The 26,177-nt window shown below is 37.2% G+C and carries 18 protein-coding genes; 14 read left to right on the forward strand and 4 right to left on the reverse strand.

Annotated elements, in window-relative coordinates; all coding sequences use genetic code 11:
* The first annotated feature begins 3 nt into the window (after positions 1–3).
* The 4 genes from KBP50_RS18365 to opp4C all read left to right on the forward strand — a co-directional run bounded on the left by KBP50_RS18365 (position 4) and on the right by opp4C (position 4,936).
* Positions 4–957, forward strand: a complete 954-nt coding sequence (locus KBP50_RS18365) for an ABC transporter ATP-binding protein (RefSeq protein ID WP_280528742.1) — start codon at positions 4–6, stop codon at positions 955–957.
* Between the two features lie 181 nt (positions 958–1,138).
* A complete protein-coding gene (locus KBP50_RS18370; protein ID WP_050351849.1) occupies positions 1,139–2,923 on the forward strand; it encodes a peptide-binding protein in 1,785 nt (594 codons plus the stop codon).
* A 109-nt stretch (positions 2,924–3,032) separates the two neighbouring features.
* The gene (locus KBP50_RS18375; RefSeq protein WP_050351850.1) at positions 3,033–4,001 is read left to right on the forward strand and encodes an ABC transporter permease; all 969 of its coding nucleotides are present in this window, start codon (positions 3,033–3,035) and stop codon (positions 3,999–4,001) included.
* 11 nt (positions 4,002–4,012) lie between these two features.
* Complete coding sequence (opp4C, locus tag KBP50_RS18380) at positions 4,013–4,936, forward strand: oligopeptide ABC transporter permease (protein ID WP_050351851.1); 924 nt, start codon at positions 4,013–4,015, stop codon at positions 4,934–4,936.
* A gap of 431 nt (positions 4,937–5,367) precedes the next feature.
* On the opposite strand, the gene KBP50_RS18385 is transcribed toward opp4C, so the two are convergent.
* Positions 5,368–7,068, reverse strand: a complete 1,701-nt coding sequence (locus KBP50_RS18385) for a methyl-accepting chemotaxis protein (protein WP_076362031.1) — start codon at positions 7,066–7,068, stop codon at positions 5,368–5,370.
* 382 nt (positions 7,069–7,450) lie between these two features.
* On the opposite strand from KBP50_RS18385, the gene KBP50_RS18390 reads away from it, so the two are divergent.
* From KBP50_RS18390 to KBP50_RS18400, 3 genes are all read left to right on the forward strand, one after another.
* Complete coding sequence (locus KBP50_RS18390) at positions 7,451–8,032, forward strand: LOG family protein (protein WP_050351852.1); 582 nt, start codon at positions 7,451–7,453, stop codon at positions 8,030–8,032.
* Between the two features lie 419 nt (positions 8,033–8,451).
* The gene (locus KBP50_RS18395; protein WP_050351853.1) at positions 8,452–8,787 is read left to right on the forward strand and encodes a hypothetical protein; all 336 of its coding nucleotides are present in this window, start codon (positions 8,452–8,454) and stop codon (positions 8,785–8,787) included.
* A 560-nt stretch (positions 8,788–9,347) separates the two neighbouring features.
* Positions 9,348–10,568: an EAL domain-containing protein gene (locus KBP50_RS18400; protein ID WP_050351854.1), complete on the forward strand. Its 1,221-nt coding sequence runs from the start codon at positions 9,348–9,350 to the stop codon at positions 10,566–10,568.
* A gap of 692 nt (positions 10,569–11,260) precedes the next feature.
* On the opposite strand, the gene KBP50_RS18405 is transcribed toward KBP50_RS18400, so the two are convergent.
* The 3 genes from KBP50_RS18405 to cudC form a co-directional block, all read right to left on the reverse strand.
* On the reverse strand, positions 11,261–12,676 hold the full coding sequence (locus KBP50_RS18405) for a M20 family metallo-hydrolase (RefSeq protein WP_306423700.1): 1,416 nt from the start codon (positions 12,674–12,676) through the stop codon (positions 11,261–11,263).
* Positions 12,677–13,656: 980 nt separating this feature from the next.
* Complete coding sequence (locus KBP50_RS18410) at positions 13,657–14,556, reverse strand: glycine betaine ABC transporter substrate-binding protein (RefSeq protein ID WP_050351856.1); 900 nt, start codon at positions 14,554–14,556, stop codon at positions 13,657–13,659.
* 258 nt (positions 14,557–14,814) lie between these two features.
* Positions 14,815–15,363, reverse strand: a complete 549-nt coding sequence (cudC, locus tag KBP50_RS18415; protein ID WP_050353470.1) for a choline uptake/conversion transcriptional regulator CudC — start codon at positions 15,361–15,363, stop codon at positions 14,815–14,817.
* Positions 15,364–15,789: 426 nt separating this feature from the next.
* Between cudC and betB the strand changes: the two genes are divergently transcribed.
* The 7 genes from betB to KBP50_RS18450 all read left to right on the forward strand — a co-directional run bounded on the left by betB (position 15,790) and on the right by KBP50_RS18450 (position 26,120).
* On the forward strand, positions 15,790–17,259 hold the full coding sequence (gene betB / locus KBP50_RS18420; RefSeq protein WP_050351857.1) for a betaine-aldehyde dehydrogenase: 1,470 nt from the start codon (positions 15,790–15,792) through the stop codon (positions 17,257–17,259).
* 111 nt (positions 17,260–17,370) lie between these two features.
* Entirely contained in the window at positions 17,371–18,579 is a 1,209-nt protein-coding gene (locus KBP50_RS18425; protein WP_050351858.1) for a choline dehydrogenase, read from the forward strand.
* 1,001 nt (positions 18,580–19,580) lie between these two features.
* On the forward strand, positions 19,581–20,276 hold the full coding sequence (locus KBP50_RS18430) for a response regulator transcription factor (RefSeq protein WP_050351859.1): 696 nt from the start codon (positions 19,581–19,583) through the stop codon (positions 20,274–20,276).
* A 502-nt stretch (positions 20,277–20,778) separates the two neighbouring features.
* The gene (locus KBP50_RS18435; RefSeq protein WP_050351860.1) at positions 20,779–21,246 is read left to right on the forward strand and encodes an Hsp20/alpha crystallin family protein; all 468 of its coding nucleotides are present in this window, start codon (positions 20,779–20,781) and stop codon (positions 21,244–21,246) included.
* An 864-nt stretch (positions 21,247–22,110) separates the two neighbouring features.
* Positions 22,111–22,923: a glycosyltransferase family 8 protein gene (locus KBP50_RS18440; RefSeq protein ID WP_050351861.1), complete on the forward strand. Its 813-nt coding sequence runs from the start codon at positions 22,111–22,113 to the stop codon at positions 22,921–22,923.
* A gap of 351 nt (positions 22,924–23,274) precedes the next feature.
* Positions 23,275–24,111 carry a PRD domain-containing protein gene (locus tag KBP50_RS18445; protein WP_050351862.1) on the forward strand — a complete coding sequence of 279 codons (837 nt, stop codon included), beginning with the start codon at positions 23,275–23,277 and terminating at the stop codon, positions 24,109–24,111.
* Between the two features lie 146 nt (positions 24,112–24,257).
* Entirely contained in the window at positions 24,258–26,120 is a 1,863-nt protein-coding gene (locus KBP50_RS18450; RefSeq protein ID WP_050351863.1) for a beta-glucoside-specific PTS transporter subunit IIABC, read from the forward strand.
* The last annotated feature ends 57 nt before the right edge of the window (positions 26,121–26,177 follow it).

The raw sequence follows: 26,177 nt of genomic DNA on the forward strand, positions 1-26,177 counted from the left end.
ATCATGCAAGCAAACCATATAAAAAAATACTTTCCTATCAAAGGAGGTATACTCAAGCATACGATTGGCCATGTAAAAGCTGTTGATGATATTTCTTTATCTATTAAAAAAGGAGAGACACTTGGTCTAGTTGGAGAATCAGGATCTGGAAAGTCAACACTCGGTCGGGTTCTACTTCGCCTTTTAGAACCTACAGAAGGAGAAGTTTTATTTGAAGGAACAGATATTTCTCATTTAAACAATCGAAAGTTACGTAAATATCGAAAGGATATGCAAATGGTTTTTCAGGATCCGTTTGCCTCTCTGAATTCTAAAATGAGTGTTGGTGAGTTAATTGAAGAACCTTTGCTCGTACAAACTTCAGCTACAAAATCAGAACGTAAACAAAAAAGCATCGAATTATTAGAAAAAGTTGGACTGCGAGCTAATGACCGTACAAAGTACCCACACGAATTTTCTGGCGGTCAGCGCCAGCGAATTAGTATTGCTCGTGCTCTGGCACTTAACCCGAAGTTCATTATATGTGATGAGCCAGTATCTGCGTTAGATGTTTCCATCCAAGCACAAGTTTTAAATTTAATGGCAGATTTACAAGAAGAATTTAACCTAACCTACCTGTTTATCGCACATGATCTAAGTGTTGTCAAGCATATCAGTGATCGTGTAGCCGTTATGTATTTAGGGCGTATCGCCGAACTTGCACCGAAGAAACTACTCTACAGTAACCCGCTTCACCCGTATACGAAAGCATTGCTTTCATCCGTCCCGTCAACAAATGTACGAGAAAAAAGAGAAAAAATTAAACTTAGTGGTGATTTACCAAGTCCAGCAAACCCGCCTTCTGGTTGTGCATTTCGTACGCGCTGTCCTATGGTACATGACCGTTGTGGAACAGAACGACCGGAATTAAATGAAGTGGAGAATGGACATTACGTTGCTTGCCATCTATTTGATTAGAATGCATTAATTTCAGATTATTCGTATTTTTATTTTCCTAATAAATGGTAACGGTTTCTTATTTCTGAATAATTTGTCTTTTTATCCACTTCTTAAACATATACTTAAGGAGGTGGTTACATCCTGAAACAAACTGGTGTACACCTGTAATCCTATTCAACTAATAAGGGGGAATGAATGCGTGTTAAAAAAGAAATGGTTGCTGTTTTTTGTATTTATGTTATCAGTTGGATTTGTATTAGCAGCCTGTAATGAGGATGATTCATCCAAGGAAGAAGGAAACAAAACTCAAGCTGAGGGTGGGGATGATGGTGCAAGTGGTGAACCACAAAAAGGCGGGACGATAACTGGCGCAATGGATACTGCACCAGCCGGTGTGTTTAATCCTATCTTTTACGAAGAAGCATATGAGGCAAATATTCTTGATTTTACACATGAATCTTTAGTAAGCCAAAATAAAGAGTTGGAATTCGAACCGCATCTTGCAAAAGAGTGGGAAATCAATGAAGATCAGACCGAAATCACTTTAAAGCTTGAAGAAGGTGTAAAGTGGCATGATGGCGAAGAATTTACTGCTGATGATGTTGTCTTCACCTATAAAGCAATATCTACCCATGGATACATTGAAGCAGGAGGAATTCGTAGTTCCGAATTTGCTGAAAGATTATTAGGGTATGAGGAGTTCAGTAAAGGGGAGACAGATGAATTTGAAGGTGTTGTAGCTGAAGATGATTATACGGTAACCTTTAAATTTACCGAGCCAAATGTAACGATTTTAAAGGATGTTTCCTTTTCAATTATTCCGGAGCATATCTTCGGGGAAGTGCCTATCGATGAAATGCCAGAACATCCTGCAACTCTTAATCCAGGAGAAGTAATTGGAACAGGGCCTTTCAAATTTACAGAAATGCTTGAGCGAGAGCAATATGTATTAGAGAAACACGCAGATTATTGGAAGCAAGAGCCTTATCTGGATAAGATCGTCTGGCGTGTTGTTGACCAATCCGTCATGTTAGGATTATTAGAAAGCGAAGAAATTGACTTTATTGCTGATCCAAGTGGAGTTCCTGCCCCTGACTATGAAACCGTTTCTGGTCTTGAGCATGTGGAAATTATTGAACAACCGGACTTTGGTTATCAACTAATGGGGTTTAAAATCAATCATCGTACAGATGCAGATGTGGAAGCTGGTAAAATTGAGCCAGATAACTGGGTGCCAAATGAGGACATGAGTGAGCAAAAGGTTCGCCAGGCAATGGCTTATGCTATTGACCGTAACGCTCTTGTTGATAATTTACTTTATGGTCACGGTTCCGTGATTAACGCGCCGATTGCACAGCAATTTTGGGCTTACGACGAAGAGGCCGCGACGAAATATGAATTTGATCCCGAAAAAGCAAAATCATTATTGGATGAAGCAGGCTATAAAGATACAAATGACGATGGTTTCCGTGAAACTCCGGATGGAAAAGAGTGGGTTGTCAATTTAAACTATCCAACTGGAAACAAACTTCGAGAAGACTCAGCACCAATTCTAGAAAAGTTTCTGGAGGATGTTGGTATTAATATTGATTTACGTCAGCCAAAAGAAATGACAGCATATCAGGAAGAATTAGAAAAAGATAATTCAGATTGGGATCTCTATCTTCTTGGCTGGAGTTTAGGAAGCGGTGACCCTGACCCTGTTGGCTTATGGAATGCAGGAGCTCCTTATAACTATTCACGTTGGAATAATGAAGAATCTGAAAAATTGTTAAAAGAAGCCGTCAAAACGCCGGAAGCATTTGAGCAAGAATATCGAGCTAAAAAATATAGTGAGTGGCAATCCGTCTTTTCAGAAGACCTACCAGCGCTCTTACTTTATGCACAAAATAAAATTTATGCACATAACAAACGCTTAAATGGTGTCAATCCAATGCCATACTCCTATAATAACGAACCAGAAAACTGGTGGGTTTCCGATTAACTCTATTCATTTGTGAAAAAGGACGTGCGATGCTTTGCATGTCCTTTATTTCCTAACTCTATATTAATTAAAAGCCTTCTAACACGAATTTACTAAGGGAGGAAAATTCATGTACAAATATATTATCCGCCGCATATTAATATTCATCCCAATGCTTTTTGCTCTCACCATTATTGTGTTTGGGCTTGCCCAATTAGCACCTGGAGACGCCTTATCCGGTAAATCACTCGCTGATCCAAACGTTGATCCGGAGATTTATGAGCAGCAACGGGAGGCGTTAGGCTTAAATGACCCGATTCATGTACAGTATTGGAATTGGATCAGTTCAGCAGCACAAGGAGATTTTGGTAACTCTCTTATCTTTAATGGTCGATCTGTTATGGAATTGATTGAAGCCCGATTTGCCAACACCTTATATTTAGGTCTTTTTTCCTTAGCCATTACCATTATTGTCGCTATCCCTATTGGTATTTATTCTGCGAAAAAACCGTATTCCTTGCTCGATTATGGAGCAACTGGGTTTGGTTTTTTAGGGCTTGCCATACCGAACTTTTTCTTTGGATTAATAGCGATTTATGTCCTTTCGATTAACTTAGGCTGGTTTCCCTCACAAGGAACACTTTCATCTCCTGGAGTAAGTGGATTTGCTGCATTTACCGATCGAATCCATCATATGGTTCTTCCAGGTATTACCCTTGGCTTAGCTGGCACAGCCACCTATATGCGTTATATGCGTTCAGAAGTGTTAGACGTATTAGGTAGCGATTATATACGAACAGCAAAGGCAAAAGGCATGTCTGAACGTAATGTACTTTATAAACATACATTACGAAATGCACTCATTCCAATCATAACATTAATGGGATTTGAAATTGGTGTGTTATTAAGTGGTGCTGTTATTACCGAACAAGTGTTTCAATACCCCGGTTTAGGAACATTATTTTTAAGTTCTGTTATGAACCGTGACTTCCCTGTAGTTATGGCAATAGCCTTGATACTAGGAATTCTTATTTTAATTGGTAATTTAATTGCCGATATCTTATATAGTATTGTCGATCCAAGAATTCGATACGATTGAGGTGAATCAATATGCATACAAATTTAGAAAGCTCGTTACCTACAGGACCTGAAAATGCGCCTGTTGACCAACAGTATCAGCATAAAACACCATTTCAGTTGGCGTACCAACGATTTTTGAAAAACAAGTTAGCTGTCATAAGCGTATTTGTTTTATTGGCTATTGTTATTGTTTGTATTTCTGCTCCCTTATTGACAAGTCAAGATCCGATTGAGACAGATGTGTTTAACATTGAAAAAAGCCCTACTGATGAACATATATTAGGTACAAATGGACAAGGACAAGACAATTTTGCCCGTTTGCTTTACGGTGGAAGGATTTCATTAATTGTTGGATTCAGCGCCATGTTTTTTACCTTAGTCATTGGAGTGCTGCTTGGATCAATCGCTGGTTATTATGGAGGGAAGGTTGACAGCATCATCATGCGCGGTGCAGATATAATGTTAATGTTACCATTCCTTGTACTTGTGTTAACCATTATGGCAGTTATTGATAAAGTTACCATCGGTCTATTTGTTACAATTATCGCTTTAACATCCTGGCCAAACCTTACGCGAATAATACGTGCTACATATTTATCATTACGCGAGCAGGAGTTTGTGCTTGGTGCTCGTGCCATTGGAGCTAGTGATATACGAATTATTTTTAAGCATTTTATTCCTAATGCCATTGGTCCAATTATTGTAAATGCTACGTTAATGATGGCAACATACATTATTGTTGAATCAGGTCTTAGCTTTATCGGTTTTGGTATTCCCCAACCTACTCCAACATGGGGGAACATGATCTCTGAAGCACAGAATATACGAATTTTACGTGACCATCCAGAGGCTTGGATACCTCCAGGGTTAGCCATTTTAATAACCGTATTATCCATTAACTTTATTGGCGATGGGTTACGGGATGCCTTTAACCCGAAGAGTAACCGAAGATAGCAAATACAAAATGCCTAACGAGCAAGGATACACGCTATCCATGTTCATTCAGAGTGGAATTTGTCCCTCCCACTCTGAATGAATGATGGATATAAAATAACCTCGCAAATACATAAGTAATTTTTCAATACAAGAATTTTTTTGATATATCCGGTCAAAGGATACGGACTCAAGTGTGTTTGAAAAAACATTTTTTTGCGTGTCACGCCTTCTCCAATCACCCCCTATCTGCCTGAACAAATTGGAATTTATATTGCCGTTATCTCTTACTTAGATTTCCTGTCCTTCTCTCAACTATTAAGCGTAGATTTTGCGTTACCTTCCATTCAAAGTAATCCATGTTCCTAATAGATACTTTTGCTAACTTATATGACTCAATCCCCATATACTTTATAGTCTTTTAATCATCCGTAAAATGCATTTTTGTTTCATTATTTCAACTGAAACTGATCCACAATTTCATTTAATTCATTACCTAGATTAAATAACTCCTTAGATTGGTCAACAACCTCTCCCATGGAACCACTTGATTGCTGTGCTGAGGCTGCTGTCTGTTCAATTCCAGCTGATGATTCCTCTGTAACAGACGCTATGTCCTGAATAGCTTCATTCATTTGACTGCTATTTTCTTTCATTTCTTGTAAATGCGTAGCCATATTTTTAATAATTTGTACCATTTCGCTTACAAACATGGTAATTCCACTAAATGTTTGCTGTGTAGCAAGAATTTGAGATGTGCCAGCTTCCACTTCTTCATAGCTATTTTGCAATGTTCCCGCTACTGAAGCTGAGTTTTGCTTAATATGTGTAACAATCTGCGTGATATCTGATACGGAATCGCTTACTTGTTCTGCAAGCTTTCTTACTTCATCCGCTACAACAGCAAACCCTTTTCCATGCTCACCAGCTCTTGCCGCTTCAATGGCAGCATTTAAAGAAAGTAAATTAGTTTGCTCCGCAATATCTTTAATCGCTTGAACCAAATGATTAATTTCTTGTGATTGTTCATCCAATTGCTTTACTTTATCTACCGCATCTTTCACGATGAGGTCAATTTGGCTCATTTGTTCCGAAGAAGATTTCATCATCTGATCCCCTTCTTCAGTCATCGTTAAAATTTCCTGTGATGCCTGCCCAATTAGCTTTCCTTGCTCATTTGTTTCACTTACTTTATTTGTGAAAGCTTCCATATTTATTGCTAAATCACTAGCTCGGTTTGCTTGCGTTTCTGATCCCGCAGCTAATTCTTGCATCGTTGTCGCTATTTGTTCTGCTCCCTCCATCACTTCTTTTGCAGATAAGGAAAAAGATTTCCCATAATTATTTACTGTCTCTGATACGACAGTGATCTTATGCAGAATGATGTTAAGGTTATCGCTTATTTTATTGGTCGTTTCCATCATCTGTCCAAATTCATCCTTTGAATGAATAGATAATGGCTCCATATGCACCTTTCCTTTAGCAATATCCTTCATTCGTGCCGACAAACGCACCAGTGGCTTAGAAACAGACTTCACCGTCACGCTGGCAATCACAATCACTAACAAAATTAGTCCCACGGTAGATACGATAATCCATGTTTGTGCGTCTTGTGCTTCGGAAACAATCTTTTTCTTTTCATTTTCCAGCTTCTTTGTTTCAACATCTAAAACCTGTTGAACGAGCGGTTCAATTTTTTCAGATCCTAAAGTTTCTGCTTCCGTGGTCATCACATTTATTGCTTCTTCCTTGTCATCGGCTTCATACAGATTAAAACTATCATCTACAGCACGGTGCCAGTCTTGCAGTGTATTGGATAATTCCGTAACTTGTTTAGATGCTACTAGATTCTGTAACGCTTTCAATAATTCATTTCCTTTTGTTTGTATATCTTCATATTGTCGGCGAAGATTTTCTTCTTCATATAATAAATACCCTCGTGCTAACGCATCCTGCTCAGATATGTTAGCACGGAGGCGTTCAGCTAATTGGACGGCCTCTAATTTTGAACTTACCATGAGCTCCACTTGTTGATTTGCTTTGAAAGCATTGTAAAATGAATATGCGCCAACTACGATAAGAACAAAAACAATAATGATATAACTTATGAATAATTTATGTTTCACACGGTTAAATCGCATTAGTCTTTTCATTTGGTCATCCCTTTCTGTTTTAATTAAGCGCTGTTGCCCATTATATCGGCTGATAATAGCAAGAGATAGATGTTTTTAGTTAATTACATAATTTTCTGCAAACTAACTCCTTAAAAAGGTGAGCATTTTATCAATTTACTTCTACTTCCTAAAAATCTATGCGTATATTGCCTTTAGAAATAATACTTTAAATGCAAGATAATAGGTTCAGTTCTCAACGCACTTCCCTCCTATACTTTCAGACCTTCATTTAACTGAAGGCTAACCTCTTACAAGCAGTTCATCTAAAGACCCTGTACCTTAATTTTTTATTACATAACAAAAAGGAAGTTAACAAACGAAAGTAACTTCTATATACTTAAACTATTAAGGAGGTAAAAGGATGAATAAACTAGCTGTCTTTTGTGGCTCGAGACCTGGAGCTTCAACGACTTATGTAGAAGAGGCAACAAAGCTTGGGGAGGAACTAGCTAAGCAAAACATTACCCTCGTATACGGTGGCGCAAGTGTTGGTATTATGGGAGCAGTCGCGGATGCTGTTCTTAATGAAGGCGGAGAAGTAATCGGGGTTATTCCTGAATTTCTAAAAAACAAAGAAGTCTATCATAAAGGATTAACGGAACTCATTATCGTTGATTCCATGCACGAAAGAAAAATGACCATGGCAAATTTAGCGGACGGTTTTATTGCCTTACCCGGAGGACCTGGTACTCTGGAAGAATACTTCGAAGTGTTTACTTGGGCACAATTAGGTTTGCACCGAAAGCCCTGTGGGTTATTAAATATCCAGCACTATTATGATCCACTACTTTCCCTGTTCCAACATATGACAGAACAGCAATTTATGGAGCAAAAACATTTCGACGTTGTTTTATCTGATACGGAGGCAAAAGCATTAATAGAAAAGTTCCGTATATACGAGCCGCCTGCCATTAAAACCTTTTTAAAGGAGAAGCAAACCTAAAATACTTCCTGTCAGTTTGAACAAATCAGGCATCTACGAATTAAAATTTATTTGCTTTGCTAATAAGTTCAAATTGGAATATTTATATAACTTCAATATTAGATAATATGAATCTTCAATTAAAGGGGGCTTTCATCATCCCCACTGATTGTTAGTACGCAATGATATGAACCAAAGGTCTTTTACGAAATAGGGCACTATCTCGCACTTAGACTTGTTGCTATACAGATTTTCCACTATTGAAGCCTAGGTTTTTATAGCATCTTATATGCAGGATAAATAAAAGCGGCAGACCGGGAAAATGGTCTGTCTTTTATTTTTTAATCAATTTCTAATCTTCTTCTCCTTTCGTTCATAGAAAGATCGTTAATTATAAACTGTATAGAGCAACTAAACATGGAAGGAGGAGCTAAAAGGATATGAGCATATACATTGTAATTATTTTAGTTGCAGGTTTGTTAATAGGTTGCAATGATAAACAGGTTTCAATAGAGGAACCAGCTAACACTACAAACAACACAGCAGATACTGTTCCGGTCAATAAGGATTTAAAAGAATATAGCATTTTAGAAGAAAAAGTAAATCTAGCCAACTATAAGCTAAATATCGTTGATGACAATCCATACAAGCGTGTTATTTTAATAGAGAATACAGATAACAAAAATGAATATAAATCCATTTTTATCAAAGAAACAAACCGACTTAAATTAATTCGATTAAGAGATGGTATTATGTATAATAAAGTGATTTCATAACGATACAGCTGACAATGATACGCTTGGACTCCAAATAATCATGAAGTAAAAGTCCTACAATTGCTTACTTGTCGTCTACAAGGGAAAGCAAACTTTGTAAAGTTTCTCCAGTCTCTCCATGTGCTGTTATTTGATGTTTTGATTGATTTCAGGAAAAATTTTAGCATGATCGCTACTGAACCAGCAGTAGATACATACTTTTGCTTTCCGCGACCGAACAATTATTCAGTGCTTACTCGGGAGCAAAAAACGGCTCCCAATGAGATTTTGGCTGTTCCATTTCCACAGGACAAGGAAAACTACGGCAGTGAACATCGCACTAAGAAAATGTATTAGGAAACTTCTTGTATATCTACTTCTTTCTAGCTATTCCAAGCCTTGATGACAGGTCTAGACGGAACCATTTCCAAGGAGGAAAACACCACATAAGACCGATATTTTTACAAAAAAATCCGAATATATGAAATAGAATGAGTACCCTTTATCATTGGTTTTTGCAGGAAAAATGGTGGACTTCCATGCTATACTGAAAACTAAAGTAAAAAATGGAGTTGGTTAGTATGGATCCACTAGATATCATGATGAGGCTTGATCAGATCGTTCCATACTTCGATCCGATTATAAGTGCAGAAAATCAATTCATTATTGGGTATGAAACGATCCCATATTTTCAGGACGATGAAAATGAATTACATAATCTCCTTTGGTTTTTTAAAGATAGCAGCATCCCAAGTGAATTTAGGCTAGAGCTTACGCATAATGTTTTGCAAAAAGTGTTAGATGCTTATATGACGACAGATCAGTCGCAACTATTATTTATTCATTACGATGCAAAACTGTTGCTCAAAGACAATGGCGACAGTATGATATCTATTTTAGAAACGTATGAAAACCAAGGCCTCTCATTGAATAGGCTAGTTCTACAGTTTTCAGAAGCATTTGTTAGCGAGCATATTGCTTCATTAAAGCATTTATTTGCATATATTCAAACATTTGGTATCCAAATTGCCATTGATGATGTGGGAGAGAAAAACGGTAATTTAGATAAATTAGCTTTAATTAAACCAAATATTATTAAAGTTGATGTTTCATTTTTACAAGAGGACGATTTGCCGCAATTATATCAGGATGTTCACCATTTACTCTCAATGCTTTCTCGCAAAATTGGGGCTGCTTTATTATTTAAAGGAATCGCTTCTTTTCATCAATTAAATTACGCGTGGAGAAATGGTGGGCGCTATTATCAAGGGGAATATCTAGAAAAAACACAGTCGGAATTCATACCGATGGACAGCTGTAAGGAAAAAGTGAAAAAAGACTTCCAGCATTTTATTACGTTCGAACGAAAAAAAATGTGGGCACAACTGGATTTAACAGAAAAAATAAATGAACAATTAAAGAACACATTAAAAACTGTTAAATCAGATGACCCTTACGATAAAACGATCCTTTCTGTTGCCAATAACTGTGATGATTATAGTTTTCGAGTCTATATTTGTAACGAAGCTGGTTTTCAGTTATCTTCCAATGCAGAGAAAGATGCAGATGGTACATGGCGTTTACTACCCGAAGGCAGACAAAAAAATTGGAGCTGGCGCCCATACTTTTTTGAAAATATCGCACGGATGAATATGGAAAAGAAAGGGATACTATCGGACTTATATACCGATATTGAAAGAGATGAACGAATTCGAACGTATTCTTACCCTATTTCTTCAGATCGTTTTATCTTTATTGATATTCCATATGATTTTCTCTTTGAACAAGAAGGTTTATTGTAAATAATGAATTACTTGTAAACAGTATGTTTTTTTACAGAAAAAATATTTACCCACTTTATTCTAAGAAGAAGTTAAATTAATAGGAAACGTGTATTACAATGTCCAGAACACATAGGGAATCTTCCACCAATTGGGCCCCTTGCCCATTGGTGGTCAGCCCCTAAGTTGGCTGACCTAAAAGCTCGGTTCAGAACGGAGAGGTTTACTTCAAGTCAGTTATCCAACTTATCCTTCTAAAAGTTTGCCCATAGAGTACGGAAGTTCTGTCTTACCGTCCGTTTATGCATGATAGAGTGAATCTTCAATCAGTGGGGGTTTTCATCCATCCCTCACTGATTGTTAGTACTGTAATGGTATGACCTAAAGGCTCTTACGAAATAGGGCATTTAGGTGCTGTTATCTCCCACTTAGACGTGTTGCTATACAGATTATCCAACTCCTGAAGCGGGAGTCTTATAGCACCTTATATACGGGATAAAATGTGAACAAATTATCGTGTCCACTTGACAGACGTCGGTGCAAACCTATTTGTGAACTTCGGTGTCTTTACATAAAATTCCATCAAACAATATCTAGCGAATTTATAATTTCCTAGCATATACATGAAAAAACTGAAATAAAATCAATGTATTTTAATTAGATTTCATCCTAGTGTATCTACTTCATCATATCTAGCCTTGATTGAATTGCTTTCAACTTAAATTGTCGTCTTCCCAGTCTGTCTGCAAGTCCTCGATAAATGATTTTAAAACAAGTGCTGCTTGCACGCAATCCGCTAAATTGGTCCACTCTTGTGGATTGTGGCTGATACCATTCTCACTTCTTACAAACAGCATAGCAATTGGCACTTTCTCTCCAATAATCATCGCATCATGACCAGCACCACTCGGTAAATAAAACGGCTGTATACCTTGTTCCTTGATTGAACGAGCTAGCAAATCCTGCATTTCCTTTTTAATTGGTACAGGCTTTACTTTCGTTTTTTCCGTTACCGCAACTTTTAGCTGCTGATCGTTTGCTATTGTCTCAGCCAAATGCTTCACCTTTTCAACAAGCTGATCTCTCGTTTGCTCATAAATATCTCTTATATCCACGTATAATGTTACCTTACCTGGAATAACGTTTACTCCATTCGGTTCTACCAATTGTTTACCGATTGTCGCTACTGCCGTATCATTGATGTTGCCAGGAAGTTGATTCACTTTCGAAATAAATTCGCTAGCTGCGACTAAAGCATCCTTTCGATCATTCATCGGGGTATTTCCTGCATGACCTGCTTCACCATAAAAAGTAATTTCAAGCCAGCAAGGACCAGCGATCCCTGTTACAATACCACAAGGTAGATTTTCTTTTTCCAATCGTTTACCTTGTTCAATATGTACTTCAATAAAAAGCGCTACTTCTTCCATATCACGTGTCGCATTTTTATAGCTATCAATGCTTAAATCTCGTTGCTGCAATACTTCAGAAAAGCTATAGCCATCTCGATCGATCAATTGCTTTTTCGCTTCTATATCTCTACCGCCAATCATCCCTTCACTACCATTTAGCCCCCCATTAAAACGTGAGCCTTCTTCATCAGCAAATACAACAATTTCAAGCGGGTGTACCGGTTGATACTTTTCATGCTTCCAAGCTTCAACAACCTCTAACGCTGTAATTACTCCTAATGTGCCATCAAAATGTCCCCCATTGGGAACTGTATCTACATGTGAACCACTCATAATAGCAGGGAGGAAATTTCTTTTGCCAGCTAACCTGCCTATAAGATTACCAGCCCCGTCCCGTCTCACTTCCATCCCAGCCTCTTTCATCCAGCTGGAAACCAGTTCTTGAGCTCTTGCCTCGTCTTCGGAATAACCAGGGCGGTTAGAGCCGTTATCAGCGGTTAATCCGATTTGGGAAAGTGTATGTAAACGCTCAGCTATCCGTTTTCCGCAAATTCCATTTTTATCAAGCTTTGTATCATATCGCTCTATTAATCGCTTAAAAATACCATTTCCTTTATTACGAATGTTCATCACGTCCCTCTCCTTTAAATTTGCTGTAAAGTTAGCTGCTAATAACTCATAAGCAAGAAGAAAATGAATGGATTGCTTCTGAGCCAATGAAATAATCTACTAAAAATAAATCACCCCAGCACGGATCATCATACCATGTACTTGGTTCATTTTTAACGTATTATTTTAAAACTATAATAATTGAAACACATCTTTATCGTCAAGATGATAACGCCTTCATATTTTAGGAAGGTACTGTATCCGATTGTTCTTGTCTATCAAGTCAGGTTGATGTAAATGGCACATAAAAAGGAATCCTGTGCTTTATTCGATTTGTGTTTAGATGACTACCATGAATTGGATTTAGAAAAGTATTTTTTAACAAAATTCATTCAAACCCTCTAAGCAAATAAAGTGAATCTTCCATCAGTAGGAGTGTTCATATCTCCCACGCTTGTTAGTACCGTAATGGTATGACTTAAACGCCGCTTGCGAAATAGGGCAGATAGGTGCTGTTATCTCTACTTAGACTTGTTGCAGTACAGATTATCCTACTCCTGAAGCGGGATACTTACAGTAACTTATATACAGGATAAAGAACAAAGGCTCGGGGCGCCCGTTTAGCAACGTAGCGAATGGAACGAATCAACGGAGATAAAGGAATACGGTGAGGCGACGAACCGATGATGACTTATCGTAGGGCGCATTTCTAAAGTCGCATCGTTGCTGGGCTCATGCGCCGGACGTGGCTATTCAGTTATTTCGTTATCCATAAGCACCTCATTTTATACTTTTGTATGAAAAACAACTCTATTTAACTTATCTAACTCATTTATTTTAGACAGTATTTTAAGAATCTAAACATTATAAAGCAAAAGTTTTTTCATGATAGATGGTGGCTCGCGCTCTAGGCGAGCCATGCTGGTTTCTTATCTTTTTAGAAAAACTTGGCTTGTCGCCAAGTCTTATGGCGGAAGCCTTTGTTTTTCTTATACTATAAACCAAAATATCTTATGCTTTCCTATAGTACAAAAACAGACTGTCGAGGCTCTCGACAGTCTTACAGTCTCTGCAAAAATGATTAATTATCATTCTTCTTCTAGTTTTAGCCATTGATGAACCAATTCCTGATTATCCTCGACCCATTTTCTTGCTCCATCAATCGGCTCCTCTGTTTCATTCACATAAGTCATTAACTCTCCGATCGATGCATCATCCATTTTCCAATTTTTCAGCCATTCGGATACTTCTGGAAAGTCATCTTTAAAATCTTGTCTTGTCGCATGATGGATTTTTTCTACTTCTCCGTACACTTGCTTCGGGTCTTCAAGATATTTCAAGTCATATTGAGAAAATACCCGATGCGGATTCCAAAGTGGAGCAACGATCGGCTCTTCATTCTTCATTGCTTGAGCGATCTCCGTAATCATAGCCGGTTCAGAGCTTGGAATCAATTCGTAATCTAAATGATACGCTTTTATTAATTCTTCAGTTACTTCCATCGTTCCTGCACCAGCGTCAAAGCCCGTTATCTCCCCGTTGAACATATCCTTATGTTTATTTAGATCTTCCACACTATTAATTTCTTCTAAGTATTCAGGAACAACAAGTCCAACCTTTGCATTATCATACCAAGGTTCTTCAGAGAAGAATACGTTATTTTTATACTCTTGTAAATAGGCCTGATCCTGTACAGGAAGCCACACCTCTAAATTAATATCCAGTTCATTTTCTGCTAAGGCTTTCATAATGGTTCCCATATCTAACAAGTTTAAGTTCACTTTATAGCCCTGTTCTTCTAAAATAACCTTCCACATATTAGAAACAGCAATATTTTCTGCCCAACTAATTTGCGCCATCTCAATTGTACCTTTTTCCCCTGTTGATGAATCTGTTTCATTTTTTGAGTCTGTTTCTTCTCCACATGCAGCTAATAGAACGACTAACACCAAACTGAAACTGATTAACTTTCTCTTCATAAAAAACATAAATTGAGTTACTCTCTCCCATCCTATTTTGTATTGCGTTTGCAAAACCGTACAAGGTCAATTATAACCTTCGTACTCCTATTACTGGATCAAAACTTGCACCTTATCAGTGCCGAACCTTTTAGTAACAAGCTTAACTAGGGCAACCTACTTCTTCATTCCTTACCATACATGAGTGCTTTTTTAAGAAAAATTTTAAACCTAAGTCGCAAAATACATGCCTAAGGAATATTTTGTTACTTTTTTGGTCACCTTATATTACGGATTTTTCGGCAAAAATTCGTAAATCTCTTCTGATCGTATACTAGCGACTAAACGTTCAAGCCACCGGTAATATACCTTTGATTGTTCAAGCTGGTCATAGATTTCTCGTGCTTCCTCAATCAACTCACTTGACACATTCTCATCTTCAAAAATTTGATCTAACGTAAATTCTGCTTGTTTAATAGCTTCCATATTCATTTTTGCTTCTCGGTCCCACAATTGACAAAAATAAGACATAAAGGAATGAAAAAAGTCCTTTTCCGCAGCATACGTATGTTTACGAGAACCTTTTTGAAATTTTTTCTTTACCATTTCATTTTCTTGTAGCTTCCTAACGCTTGTACTCATACTCGGTTTACTCATGCCGAGTTCTTCGCGCATTTCATCGAGATTCATTTGCTCTTTAAAATACATGGTTGCATAAAGCTTCCCTGCGGCTGGTGTTACACCATACACATCCATCGTTTCTGCGATGGTTTCGATAACATAACCTTTTGCTTCTTCCAATTTTTCTCGTGCTATTTCATCATGAGATGCAGCCATTGTCTTCCCTCCTTTAAAATAAAGTGAACCTTCAATAATTGGGGTTTTCATTCATCCCCCACTGATGATTAGTACCGTAATGGTATCGCCTAAATAACCTCTGAACGAATCGAGCATTTAGGTGCTGTTATCTTCCACAAGACTCGTTGCTGGACAGATTATCCAACTCCTGAAGTGAGAGCCTTACAGCACCTTATATGTGGGATAGATTCGTTCAATACGTTAAATATATATTTTACAAACTTAATGTTAACGCATCAATAAAATATGTCAAATGCAATCTTCACCGGTTTAAAGATTTTTTTGCTATTCAACATTTAAATTTCATTTTTTATTTTGACAATTCTAATCATAGCATGTTATGTTAAAAATGTTAAGAACGTTAAATAAAAATTTAACAAATTTAATAAAACTGGAGGGAGAATAGTGAATTTCAAACAAAATTTTATCAATGGCAAATGGGTGCCCTCTCATACAAGCAACAAACGTGATATTATGAACCCATTTAACCAAGAAATCATTGCTCAAGCGACAGAGAGCGATGAAACGGATACAAGATATGCCATAGCTGCTGCAAGAGAAGCATTTGATAAAGGAGAATGGTCGAGGACATCAGCAACAGAACGTAGTAAAAAGTTACATACGATAGCGAGCTTCATCGAACGAGATAATGAAGAACTAGCTCAGTTGGAAACCCTCGATACAGGCAAAACACTTGATGAGAGTCGCGGCGATATGGAGGATATAGCTGGTGTATTTCGTTATTATGCCGAATTAGCAGATAAACATGGCGGAGAAGTTATCGACTCTCCTATTCCAAACACCATTAGCAAAGTAGTTTACGAGCCTGTTGGTGTTTGTGGTCAAATTACGCCATGGAATTATCCACTATTACAAGCCTCATGGAAAATAGCGCCAGCACTAGCTGCAGGAAATACATTAATTATGAAGCCAAGCGAAATAACACCATTAACAACAGTAAAAGTTTTTGAATTAATGGAAGAAGCCGGGCTGCCAAACGGTGTTGTCAACCTCGTACTAGGGAAGGGAAATACCGTTGGCGCTGAACTATCATCTAACCAGGAAGTAGATTTAATTTCTTTTACGGGGGGAATTAATACCGGAAAGAAAATTATGCAGTCGGCTAGTTCAAATGTAAAAAAACTTGCTCTCGAATTAGGTGGAAAAAACCCCAATATTATTTTCGCCGATGCCGATTTAGATATAGCAGTTGATCAAGCATTACATGCGGTTTACTTTCATGCGGGGCAGATTTGTTCTGCCGGTACAAGAATCATTGTTGAAGAAAAGATTCATGATTCCTTTGTTGAACCTTTAGTTGAACGGGTAAAAAACATCACGTTAGGAAGTGGATTTGAATCTTCTACCCAAATGGGACCACTTATTTCTAAAGAACATTTGCATAAAGTAATCCAATATGTCGAAAACGGAAAAAAAGAGGGCGCAGTAATAGCTGTCGGTGGAAAACAGCCTGATGCTCCTGAATTAAAGGATGGATTCTTTTACTTACCTACCGTGCTTACGAATTGCACATCTGATATGAGTGTCGTGCAAAACGAAGGATTTGGACCTGTAATAACAATAGAAACATTCACATCCGAACAAGAAGCCGTTCAGTTAGCCAATGATTCTATCTATGGTCTATCTGGGGGTGTGTGGACGAAGGATATTGCCAAAGCAGAACGCTGTGTTGCCAAAATGCGAATGGGTACCGTTTGGATGAATGATTATAATGTCTATTTCCCACATGCACCTTGGGGCGGGTTTAAGCAATCTGGCATTGGTCGCGAACTTGGTAAAGCAGGACTAGAAGAATATCAAGAAGCAAAGCATGTATTTCAAAATTTACGACCAAAAGCGCTGAACTGGTTCTAAAGAAAGCTCGATTAACCAAAGGGACATAAACTATTACCTAATGGAAGTGAATTTGTCCACATCGTTCGCTTAAAAAGCTTACAAAAAGTACAAACAATAGGAGGCTCATTCATGGGTTTAAATATGAAAATTGAACATATGCATAAATTGCATACATTTGAAATACCGACTACTATAAAGCATGGCATTAATGCCATACAATCTATCGGAAATGAAGTGAAACAACTTGGTGTATCAAAAGTTTTATTAGTCACTGACCCTGGCATCTATAAAGCTGGGGTAACAAAATCAGTAGAAAAGTATTTAAAAGAAGCTGGAGTTGAAATAGTTATTTTCAATAAAGTAGAGCCAAATCCGCCTCTACGGTTAATAGCAGCAGGATCCAAATTATATAGGCAAGAAAATTGTAATGGGCTCGTTGCTGTTGGTGGAGGTAGCTCCATGGATACTGCTAAAGCTATTGGTGTTGAAATTACGCATAATGCTAGTGTATTAGATTATGAAGCTGCAGAAGGAAAAAAACCTTTAGCATATCGCATCCCACCTTTAATAACAATTCCGACAACAGCAGGAACTGGATCCGAGGTTACCCAATGGGCAGTTATAACTGATGAAGAGCGAGAATTTAAATTTAATACAGGTGGTCCATTAATCGCAGCACATTTAACAATCATTGACCCTATATTACATGTCTCTATGCCGCCACATGTAACAGCAATGACAGGAATAGACGCATTAGCTCATGCGATTGAATGCTATACCATGCATTTTGCCCAGCCGGTAACAGACGCTGTCGCACTATTAGCAATGGAATATGTAGGGAAATATATTCGACGTGCATATGCAGATGGCGGTGATCTAGAAGCTCGCTATGGAATGGCTCAAGCTGCTATGCTTGCTGGGCTGTCTTACGGAAGTGAATCAGCTGGTGCAGCTCATGCCATGTCTCAGACATTAGGTGGAATTATTCCAGTTGCTCACGGTCAGTGCGTCGCCGCTATGCTTGGTCCGGTGATGGAATTTAACTGGAAAGGACATCCTGATAAATTTGCTCGCATTGCACAAGCGTTAGGTGTTGATACATTTCATATGACAACCGAAGAAGCAGCAAAAGCGGCTGTAAATAAAGTATATCAGCTTGTTGAGGACCTTGATATCCCTACACTTAAAGAACAAGGTGTCTCTCCAGATATGATTGATCGCCTAGCAAAAGAAGCTATGAACGATCCTCAAACGGTTGGTAATCCACGAGATTTAACTGAAAAGGACTACCAATGGATTTATAAACGCTGTTTTGAGTTAGTGCCAAAAACGCTGTAAAATATAAATAGCTGATTAAAAAATAATCGTCTTTCAGGTTCCCCTTTGCGCGAAGCATTGGGGAGTTTTTTTATTGTATAGGAACCTATAAAATGAGGTGCTTGGAGATAACGAAATAACCGAATAGTCACGTCCGGCGCATGAGCCCAGCAACGATGCGACTTTAGAAATGCGCCCTCCGATAAGACCTCATCGGTTCGTCGCTAAGAGGAAGGCCGACAAAAAACGGGCTTGCCGCCCAGACGTTGGCATACCCCAGTTTTAGTGGCATGATTCCTTTATCCCGTAAAAAGGCGTTTGTAGACTCCCACTTCAAGAATAGAAGATGCAAACTGAACAAGTCTAAGTGGGAGGTAACAGCACCTAAATCCCCGATTCGTTCAAGGGCCTTTAGGTCATACCCTGGTGGTACTAACCATCAGCGGGGGATGAAGAAAACCCCGCTGATGGAAGGTTCACTTTATCTTTCGTTGATTCGTTCCATTCACTACGTTGCTAAACGGGCGCCCCGCGCCTTTGTTCCACTATAGGAAAGTATAAGATTTTTTGGTTTATAGTATAAGAAAAACAAAGGCTTCCGCCATAAGATTTGGCGACAAACCAAGTTTTTCTAATGAAAAAATTAATTTTTCCATCCCTTCATCCCAAAATAGCACTCCCCATTTTTTCGTTTACTTTTTGCTCTCCAACATCTAGATAACTATAAAAACCTACTAACGGCTATTGCAAGCAAAATCACCTGATCTATAAGTCCTCACTTCTCTCCACTTTGTTTAGAAATTGTCTAGAATCGTACTCTATCCTAGTAACATGCCTAGATTAATCATACATTTTAAAAAATGTTTATCGTGTATAAAAGCAAGGTCACTTCTATAGACAAAACCCCTACAAATTAAATCCAATACATAAAGGGAAAATGGAAATCGATCATTTTTATCACTTTTTTTGGCAAAGCTATAAGGAACAGGAAAATCAGTTGATGGAGAACGGAGAGATGAGCAGTGATAAAAATTTTACTTGTAGATCGTGAAGGAATATCTAGTGAAGGGATACGTTTAATTATTGATAAAGAGGAGAATATGGAGTTTTTAGGAGTCTATTTTCAACAAGATGAAGTACAGCGTATGGTATTAAAAAAACAACCGGATATTGTCCTTTTCCAAGTAAATCAATCGCATTCCTTTGTGATAGAATTAACTAAAACGATCAAAAGCATATCAAAGCAAATAAAAATCATTTATATTCTGCCTTCTATTAACCAAGCCTTCATTAACAAAAGTGTAAAGGTTGGTGTAGAGGGATTCTTCCTAAGTCAATCAAATTATTCCAATTTTATATCCATGATCGAAAACGTTTATCATAATTATTATGTGATGCCAAAGGAAATTGCTATGGCCATCGTCCACCAACTACAAAAAGGAGACGAAAAGCAGCGTTTACACTCCAAACTATTGGAAAAAGACATCGACTTAACATGGAGGGAACTAGATATCGTCTATCTCTTATATCAACGGAAAAAGAACCAGGAAATTGCAAAAATACTGCACTTAAAAGAAAAAACCATTCGAGACTATGTCAGCATCATCTATAAAAAACTTGGAGTTAATAAGCGCTTGCTCGTTATAAACCTATTAGAAAATTTAATGGAAAAAGATAATCAACTATCCACTAAATCCTTAGAAAAAGATTGCCAATAAGCGGGATCATTTTCTATACAAGGTAAGGTAAGTTGTTAAAGCTTCACAAAAGATTTTTTCGCATATAAGGTGCTGTACGACTCCCGCTTGAGGAGTCGGATAATTTGTACTGCAACATATGACCTAAAGGCCTCTTACGAAATAGGGTATTGAGGTGCTGTTATCTCTCACTTAGACGACGAATGAAAACCCCCACTGATGGAAGATTCACGTTATATAATTAGCTCCCTTCCTTCCTTTTATCAAATTTTATGGGCAGATTAGTTAAAATAGTTTGTCTTTGCGGAATTTTTTTATTTTATTTGCTAGAGGTTTTATTTTATTGATAACGGCTATATATAATATAGAGGGGAGTTTAACAGGGCTAACCAAAGTGAAACTCACGTCTGTGGCAACTTTTCGATCATCGTTAAGTTTTTTTGTCGTTGTATCCATTTTTTCCTTTCATTAAATGAAAGCAACATGGATGGAATGAAAAATGTTATTTAAGGGAGGAATAGAAATGAATCCAATTAAAAGATGGAATGGAGACGACCAACCTTTACGCAAATTTAAAAATGAGCTTGATGGAATGTTTGAACGCTTCTTCAATGACCCATTTTTCACTAATAGAAGTTTTTGGAATAGAGAACAAGGTGGATCATTAGCCTGCAATATCCGTGAAAAGAAAGATAAGTATATTGTAGAAGCCGAAATTCCTGGTATGGATCCAGCTGATATCGAAATTGAAGTTGATAACAACATGCTTACAATAAAAGGTGAGAAAAAGCAGCAAATAGAAACAGAAGACAATGAAACAGAAATGCGTATTATTGAACACAGCTACGGATCATTCCAGCGTTCTTTCGCATTACCTGATAATGTAAACACAGACAAAATCAGTGCTGACCATAAAAACGGCATTCTATACCTTCACATTCCAAAAACAAAAGATAGCAACAAACGTCGTATCCAAATTAATAAACAATAGCGGTTGAAAAATTCTGATACAACGACATGGTTATTAAAAAACACAGACGAATATTAACAAAACTTAAGACATAGAAAATGGTTAGCCCCACCATTTTTATTTTACATATCGTGATAAAGCAAAGAGCATATTTATCTTTTAAGTGGAAACTAATAAATAATCCACCGTTACTTATAAAAGGATCTTCCATCAGTTTGGGATCTGTTATTCTTTCTAATGGTTCGTATCACAAGAATATCGTCTAGGTCTCAGAATCAATTCAGGCATTTGACTTAGGAGTTGCTTATCTCCTAGATTTCACCCCGTAATGTCGAAGTAGAGGTCTTACTGCCTTATATGTGAGATAAAGTGAATAAGCTTGAAAATAATAAAATGCTTGTTGAACAAAGGCGCGGGGCGCCCGTTTAGCAACGTAGCGAATGGAACGAATCAACTAAAGATTTAGGAATCATGCCACTAAAACTGGGGGTATGCCGACGCCTGAGCGGCTAGCCCGTTTTTAGTCGGCCTTCCCCTTAGCGACGAACCGATGAGGTCTTATCGTAGGGCGATTCGTGAAGTCGCATCGTTGCTGGGCTCATGCGCTGGACGTGACTATTCGGTTATTACATTATCCATAAGCACCTAAGTTTATACTTTTGTATGAAAAAAACGCTATTTTACCATTATATAAGTTATTTATTTTAGGTAGTATTTCAAGAATCTAAACATTATATAGCAAAATTTTTCATCATAGATGGTGGCTCGCGCTCTTGGCGAGCCATGGTGGTTTCTTATCTTTAAAAAATAAACAAGGTTAGAAATGCAATATGGTCCATTTTATTTATGGAGTCACTTAACAAACTGATATTGGGAGATATGTTTATGAATATTTTAGTTACGATTGATTCCAATTATTTGCATCCATTAAAAGTGATGCTTTATTCTCTATTTGCCCATCATCAAAGAGATTCATTCTGCATTTACGTCATGCAATCTTCATTAAGAGATGGTGAAATAAACATGCTGACTAACTTTGTAGAAGAACATGGACATCAGTTAGAAATCATCACCGTAGAAGGGCATCATTTTGCTAATGCTCCTGTTGTTAAACACTTTTCAAAGGAAATGTATTACCGGTTATTAGCATATAAGTTTTTGCCTACTTCACTGGATAGAGTTCTTTATCTCGATCCAGATATTTTGGTTATCAATTCCATACGAGATTTGTATAGCATGGACATTTCTGGCTATTTGTATGCTGCTGCCTATCATGATCGTACGCCAATTACAAATATTAATAAACTCAGATTACGACCATATGATGTAGAAGCCTATTATAATTCTGGTGTATTGTTACTAAATTTAACAGAACAACGAGAGTCCATATCGGAGCAAGCAATTTATGAGTTTGTCGAAGAAAATAAAAAGAAATTAATTCTCCCGGATCAGGATATTTTAAACGGTCTATATTCTAAATACATTAAAGATATCGATGAAGTGATTTATAATTTTGATGCGCGATTTTATTATTATTATAAAATAAAGAGCAAACATAAAGTCGATATGGACTATGTGATAAATCATACATCGATTATTCATTTTTGTGGCAAAAAAAAGCCTTGGTACAAAACGTATTATGGTAGTTTCCATTCTTTATATAAGCATTACGAACGTTTAGCAAATGATTTTAACTGAATTCATTTAATGTATAAAACAAAAAAAGAGCCTATGTGTTGATTGTAAACAAAGCATACTTTTAATCATTTTTCAACAAAGTAAAAGTTTTGATTTTAGGCAATTTTACTTTTCCTTCAAGTTATTTGTATCCACTTTTTAAAGTAGTTCCCATAAATATCTGACAGCCTCCCCACATTTTAAGATATTGACAACGCTTTACATATATGATAAATTTAAAGTAGGATACAGGAGTGTTACTGACTCGATCAGGCACCACCAAGTCAAATGTAACGTAAGTGAACTTTCTTCATTTTCTGTTATGTTTTGATATTGGTGTTTTTTTATGGCTTTTTTAGGGGTGAGACCAAATTGCTTACAATCATAAAATCATTAAACAACAATATCATTTTAGCCAAGTCAGAAGAAAATGAAGAATTAATTATATTTGGCACTGGTATCGGTTTCAAAAAAAAACATGGTGATTTAGTGGATGAATCAAAAGCCACCCAAATTTTCAAGGCAGAAAAAAACATGCAAACAAGTACTTTTTTAGAACAAATTTCTCCAGAACTATTAGCAGTTACAGAGAAAATTATTCGTTTCGGTGAAGAAAAGCTTCACAAAAAATTAAATCAGTCCATTCTTTTCTCTTTAGCAGACCATTTGCAATTTGCTACAGATAAAAGAAACCATGACATAAATAAAGATAACCCACTACAATGGGAAATTCCTTACTTGTATTATGAAGAATATGAAGTAGGTAAAATGGCTGTCCAAATAATTAAAGAAGATTTAGGCTATAGCCTTCCGGAAATGGAAGCTGCCTTCATTGCGCTTCACTTTGTCAATGCGCAAATTGATAGCTCATCCATGGAAGAAACGATACAAATTACCAAGCTAATCAAAAATATTGTAAAAATTATTCAACGATTATTTGAAGTAAATATCGATAAAACGACCATTAACTATTCTCGATTTATTACCCATCTACGCTATTTCATAGCCCGACAAAAGATGAACCACCGGGAAAACATTCAAATGGATGAGGCTTTAAAGAAAACTATTGAAGAAAGATATATGAAAAGCTATGCGTGTGGGTTAATTATTAAAGAAATGGTAGAAAAAGAATTCAACTGGGAAGTTACTTATGACGAAATTGCATTTTTAGTTATTCATATAGAGCGTATTTTCCAAGAGAATAGATAAATAATTTGTTAGGTGTGTTACTTAACCAGGCATTAACCTAAGCAAAATTTGCGACAGCAATTAACTGCTGTGTGAATTTCGCTTAGGTTTTTTTTATTCATGCTTTGCTTTTAGCAACCATAATAAAACGGAAGAAGGGACGAATAATGAACAAGCAAAAGCTTGCAGAAAAAATCATTAAAGAAATGGGCGGGAAAGAAAATATTTTGCAAAGTTGGCACTGTATTACTCGCTTACGCTTTAATGTAATTAGTAATGACAAAGTAAATATAGACAAAATCAGAGCACTTGACGGTGTATTAGGAGCACAATTTAAAAGCGGACAATTCCAAGTCATTATTGGTAATCAAGTAGCAGAAGTTTTTGCAGCAGTCAGCCAATTAACAGGTAGTGATGGAAGCAACCATCCTTCATCCTCCAAAAGACAAAAAGGGAATGTCATTGAACGCATATTTGACGTTATTTCTGGTATATTTACGCCAATTCTACCAGCTATTGTTGGTGCTGGATTATTAAAAGGATTACTAGCTTTATTTATAGCCTTACAGTTACTTTCTAATCAGAGTTCAACATATGAAATTTTACATTTTATTTCTGATGCACCGTTTCACTTTTTACCGTTCTTAATCGCATTTTCGGCTGCGAAAAAATTCAATACCGATGCATCCCTCTCTGTTGCATTGGCAGGTATTCTGATGTATCCAAAGATAATGGAATATGCGGCTGGAACAGAAGTAGATAGTTTAAGCTTCCTTGGCTTGCCAATACCAATGAATAGCTATGCTTCCTCAGTCATCCCCATTATATTAGGTGTTTGGCTTTTAAGTTATATTCATAAAGGTGCAGATAAAATCGTTCCACGGTCGTTACGTATTATCTTCGTTCCATTATTAACCTTGGTCGTAACTGCACCGTTAACGTTATTATTTATCGCACCATTAGGAAGCTATGCCGGTATCTATTTAGATGCATTTTTCTCAGGTCTGTTTGATGTCGCTGGCCCATTTGCTGGATTACTGATGGGTGGACTGATGCCACTTATCGTTATTACAGGTATGCACTATGCATTTTTCCCTGGATCATTTGCTAGCTTCGATAAATATGGGTATGACATCATGCTCTTGCCAATGAACTTTGTCGCTAACCTAGCGCAAGCTGGTGCAACATTAGGCGTGTTAATTAAAACAAAAAATAAAAAAATGAAACAGCTATCTTTCTCCACTTTTATACCAGCAATGTTTGGGATTACTGAACCAGCTATATACGGAGTTACGATGAAATTAAAGAAACCATTTTATGCAAGTTTAGTTGGGGGTGCTGTTGGTGGAGCAATTTTTGGAACACTTGTCGTAAAAACAACAGCATTTACAGTACCAGGTATCATGTCTATTCCCACATACATCATGAGTGGTACCAATAATTTACTCTATGCGCTAATAGGTGTCACAGCAAGTTTTACTGTTTCACTTATCATGACTTTATTACTTGGCTTTAAGGACGAAGAAAACCCTTTACAACCTGCAGCGCACGATACAACAACAGAAAAGGATATAACCATTGACATTCTATCACCAATTACTGGAAAAGTAATGCCCTTAGAATCGGTTCCAGATGCCACGTTTGCAGAGGGCCTTGTTGGAAAAGGGCTAGCTATTGAGCCAAAAGACGGTGTCGTAGTCGCACCATTTTCCGGAAAAGTAACAACGATAGCACCCACGAGCCATGCAATTGGCATTACTTCTGATGATGGGGTTGAATTACTCATTCATATCGGGTTAGAAACGGTGAATTTAAACGGTGAGGGATTTACATTAAATGTACAAGTCGATGATGATATCAAACTCGGAGACAAGCTATTAACCTTTGATATTGAAACTATTAAAAAACAAGACGTTTCAATTATTACACCGATTATCGTAACAAATTCAGCTCATTTCTTAGATGTAATTGCTACATCTAAAAAACGCGTCACTGCATGTGATGATAAATTAGTCATGTTAATTAAGTGAACATCCCCATCTATCGGGGGTTCATATAGATAGCTATTAATTAAAGGAGGACTATAA

Origin of the sequence: Virgibacillus pantothenticus, assembly GCF_018075365.1 — a bacterium.
Taxonomy (GTDB): Bacteria; Bacillota; Bacilli; order Bacillales; family Amphibacillaceae; genus Virgibacillus; species Virgibacillus pantothenticus.

Excerpts from the sequence above, each read along its gene's own strand:
- KBP50_RS18375 (WP_050351850.1), top strand. The coding sequence starts at position 3,033 with ATGTACAAATATATTATCCGCCGCATATTAATATTCATCCCAATGCTT.
- KBP50_RS18385 (WP_076362031.1), bottom strand. The coding sequence starts at position 7,068 with ATGAAAAGACTAATGCGATTTAACCGTGTGAAACATAAATTATTCATA.
- KBP50_RS18440 (WP_050351861.1), top strand. The coding sequence starts at position 22,111 with ATGAATATTTTAGTTACGATTGATTCCAATTATTTGCATCCATTAAAA.
- KBP50_RS18435 (WP_050351860.1), top strand. The coding sequence starts at position 20,779 with ATGAATCCAATTAAAAGATGGAATGGAGACGACCAACCTTTACGCAAA.
- KBP50_RS18400 (WP_050351854.1), top strand. The coding sequence starts at position 9,348 with ATGGATCCACTAGATATCATGATGAGGCTTGATCAGATCGTTCCATAC.
- opp4C (WP_050351851.1), top strand. The coding sequence starts at position 4,013 with ATGCATACAAATTTAGAAAGCTCGTTACCTACAGGACCTGAAAATGCG.
- cudC (WP_050353470.1), bottom strand. The coding sequence starts at position 15,363 with ATGGCTGCATCTCATGATGAAATAGCACGAGAAAAATTGGAAGAAGCA.
- KBP50_RS18425 (WP_050351858.1), top strand. The coding sequence starts at position 17,371 with ATGGGTTTAAATATGAAAATTGAACATATGCATAAATTGCATACATTT.
- KBP50_RS18450 (WP_050351863.1), top strand. The coding sequence starts at position 24,258 with ATGAACAAGCAAAAGCTTGCAGAAAAAATCATTAAAGAAATGGGCGGG.
- KBP50_RS18365 (WP_280528742.1), top strand. The coding sequence starts at position 4 with ATGCAAGCAAACCATATAAAAAAATACTTTCCTATCAAAGGAGGTATA.
- KBP50_RS18395 (WP_050351853.1), top strand. The coding sequence starts at position 8,452 with ATGAGCATATACATTGTAATTATTTTAGTTGCAGGTTTGTTAATAGGT.
- KBP50_RS18410 (WP_050351856.1), bottom strand. The coding sequence starts at position 14,556 with ATGTTTTTTATGAAGAGAAAGTTAATCAGTTTCAGTTTGGTGTTAGTC.
- KBP50_RS18390 (WP_050351852.1), top strand. The coding sequence starts at position 7,451 with ATGAATAAACTAGCTGTCTTTTGTGGCTCGAGACCTGGAGCTTCAACG.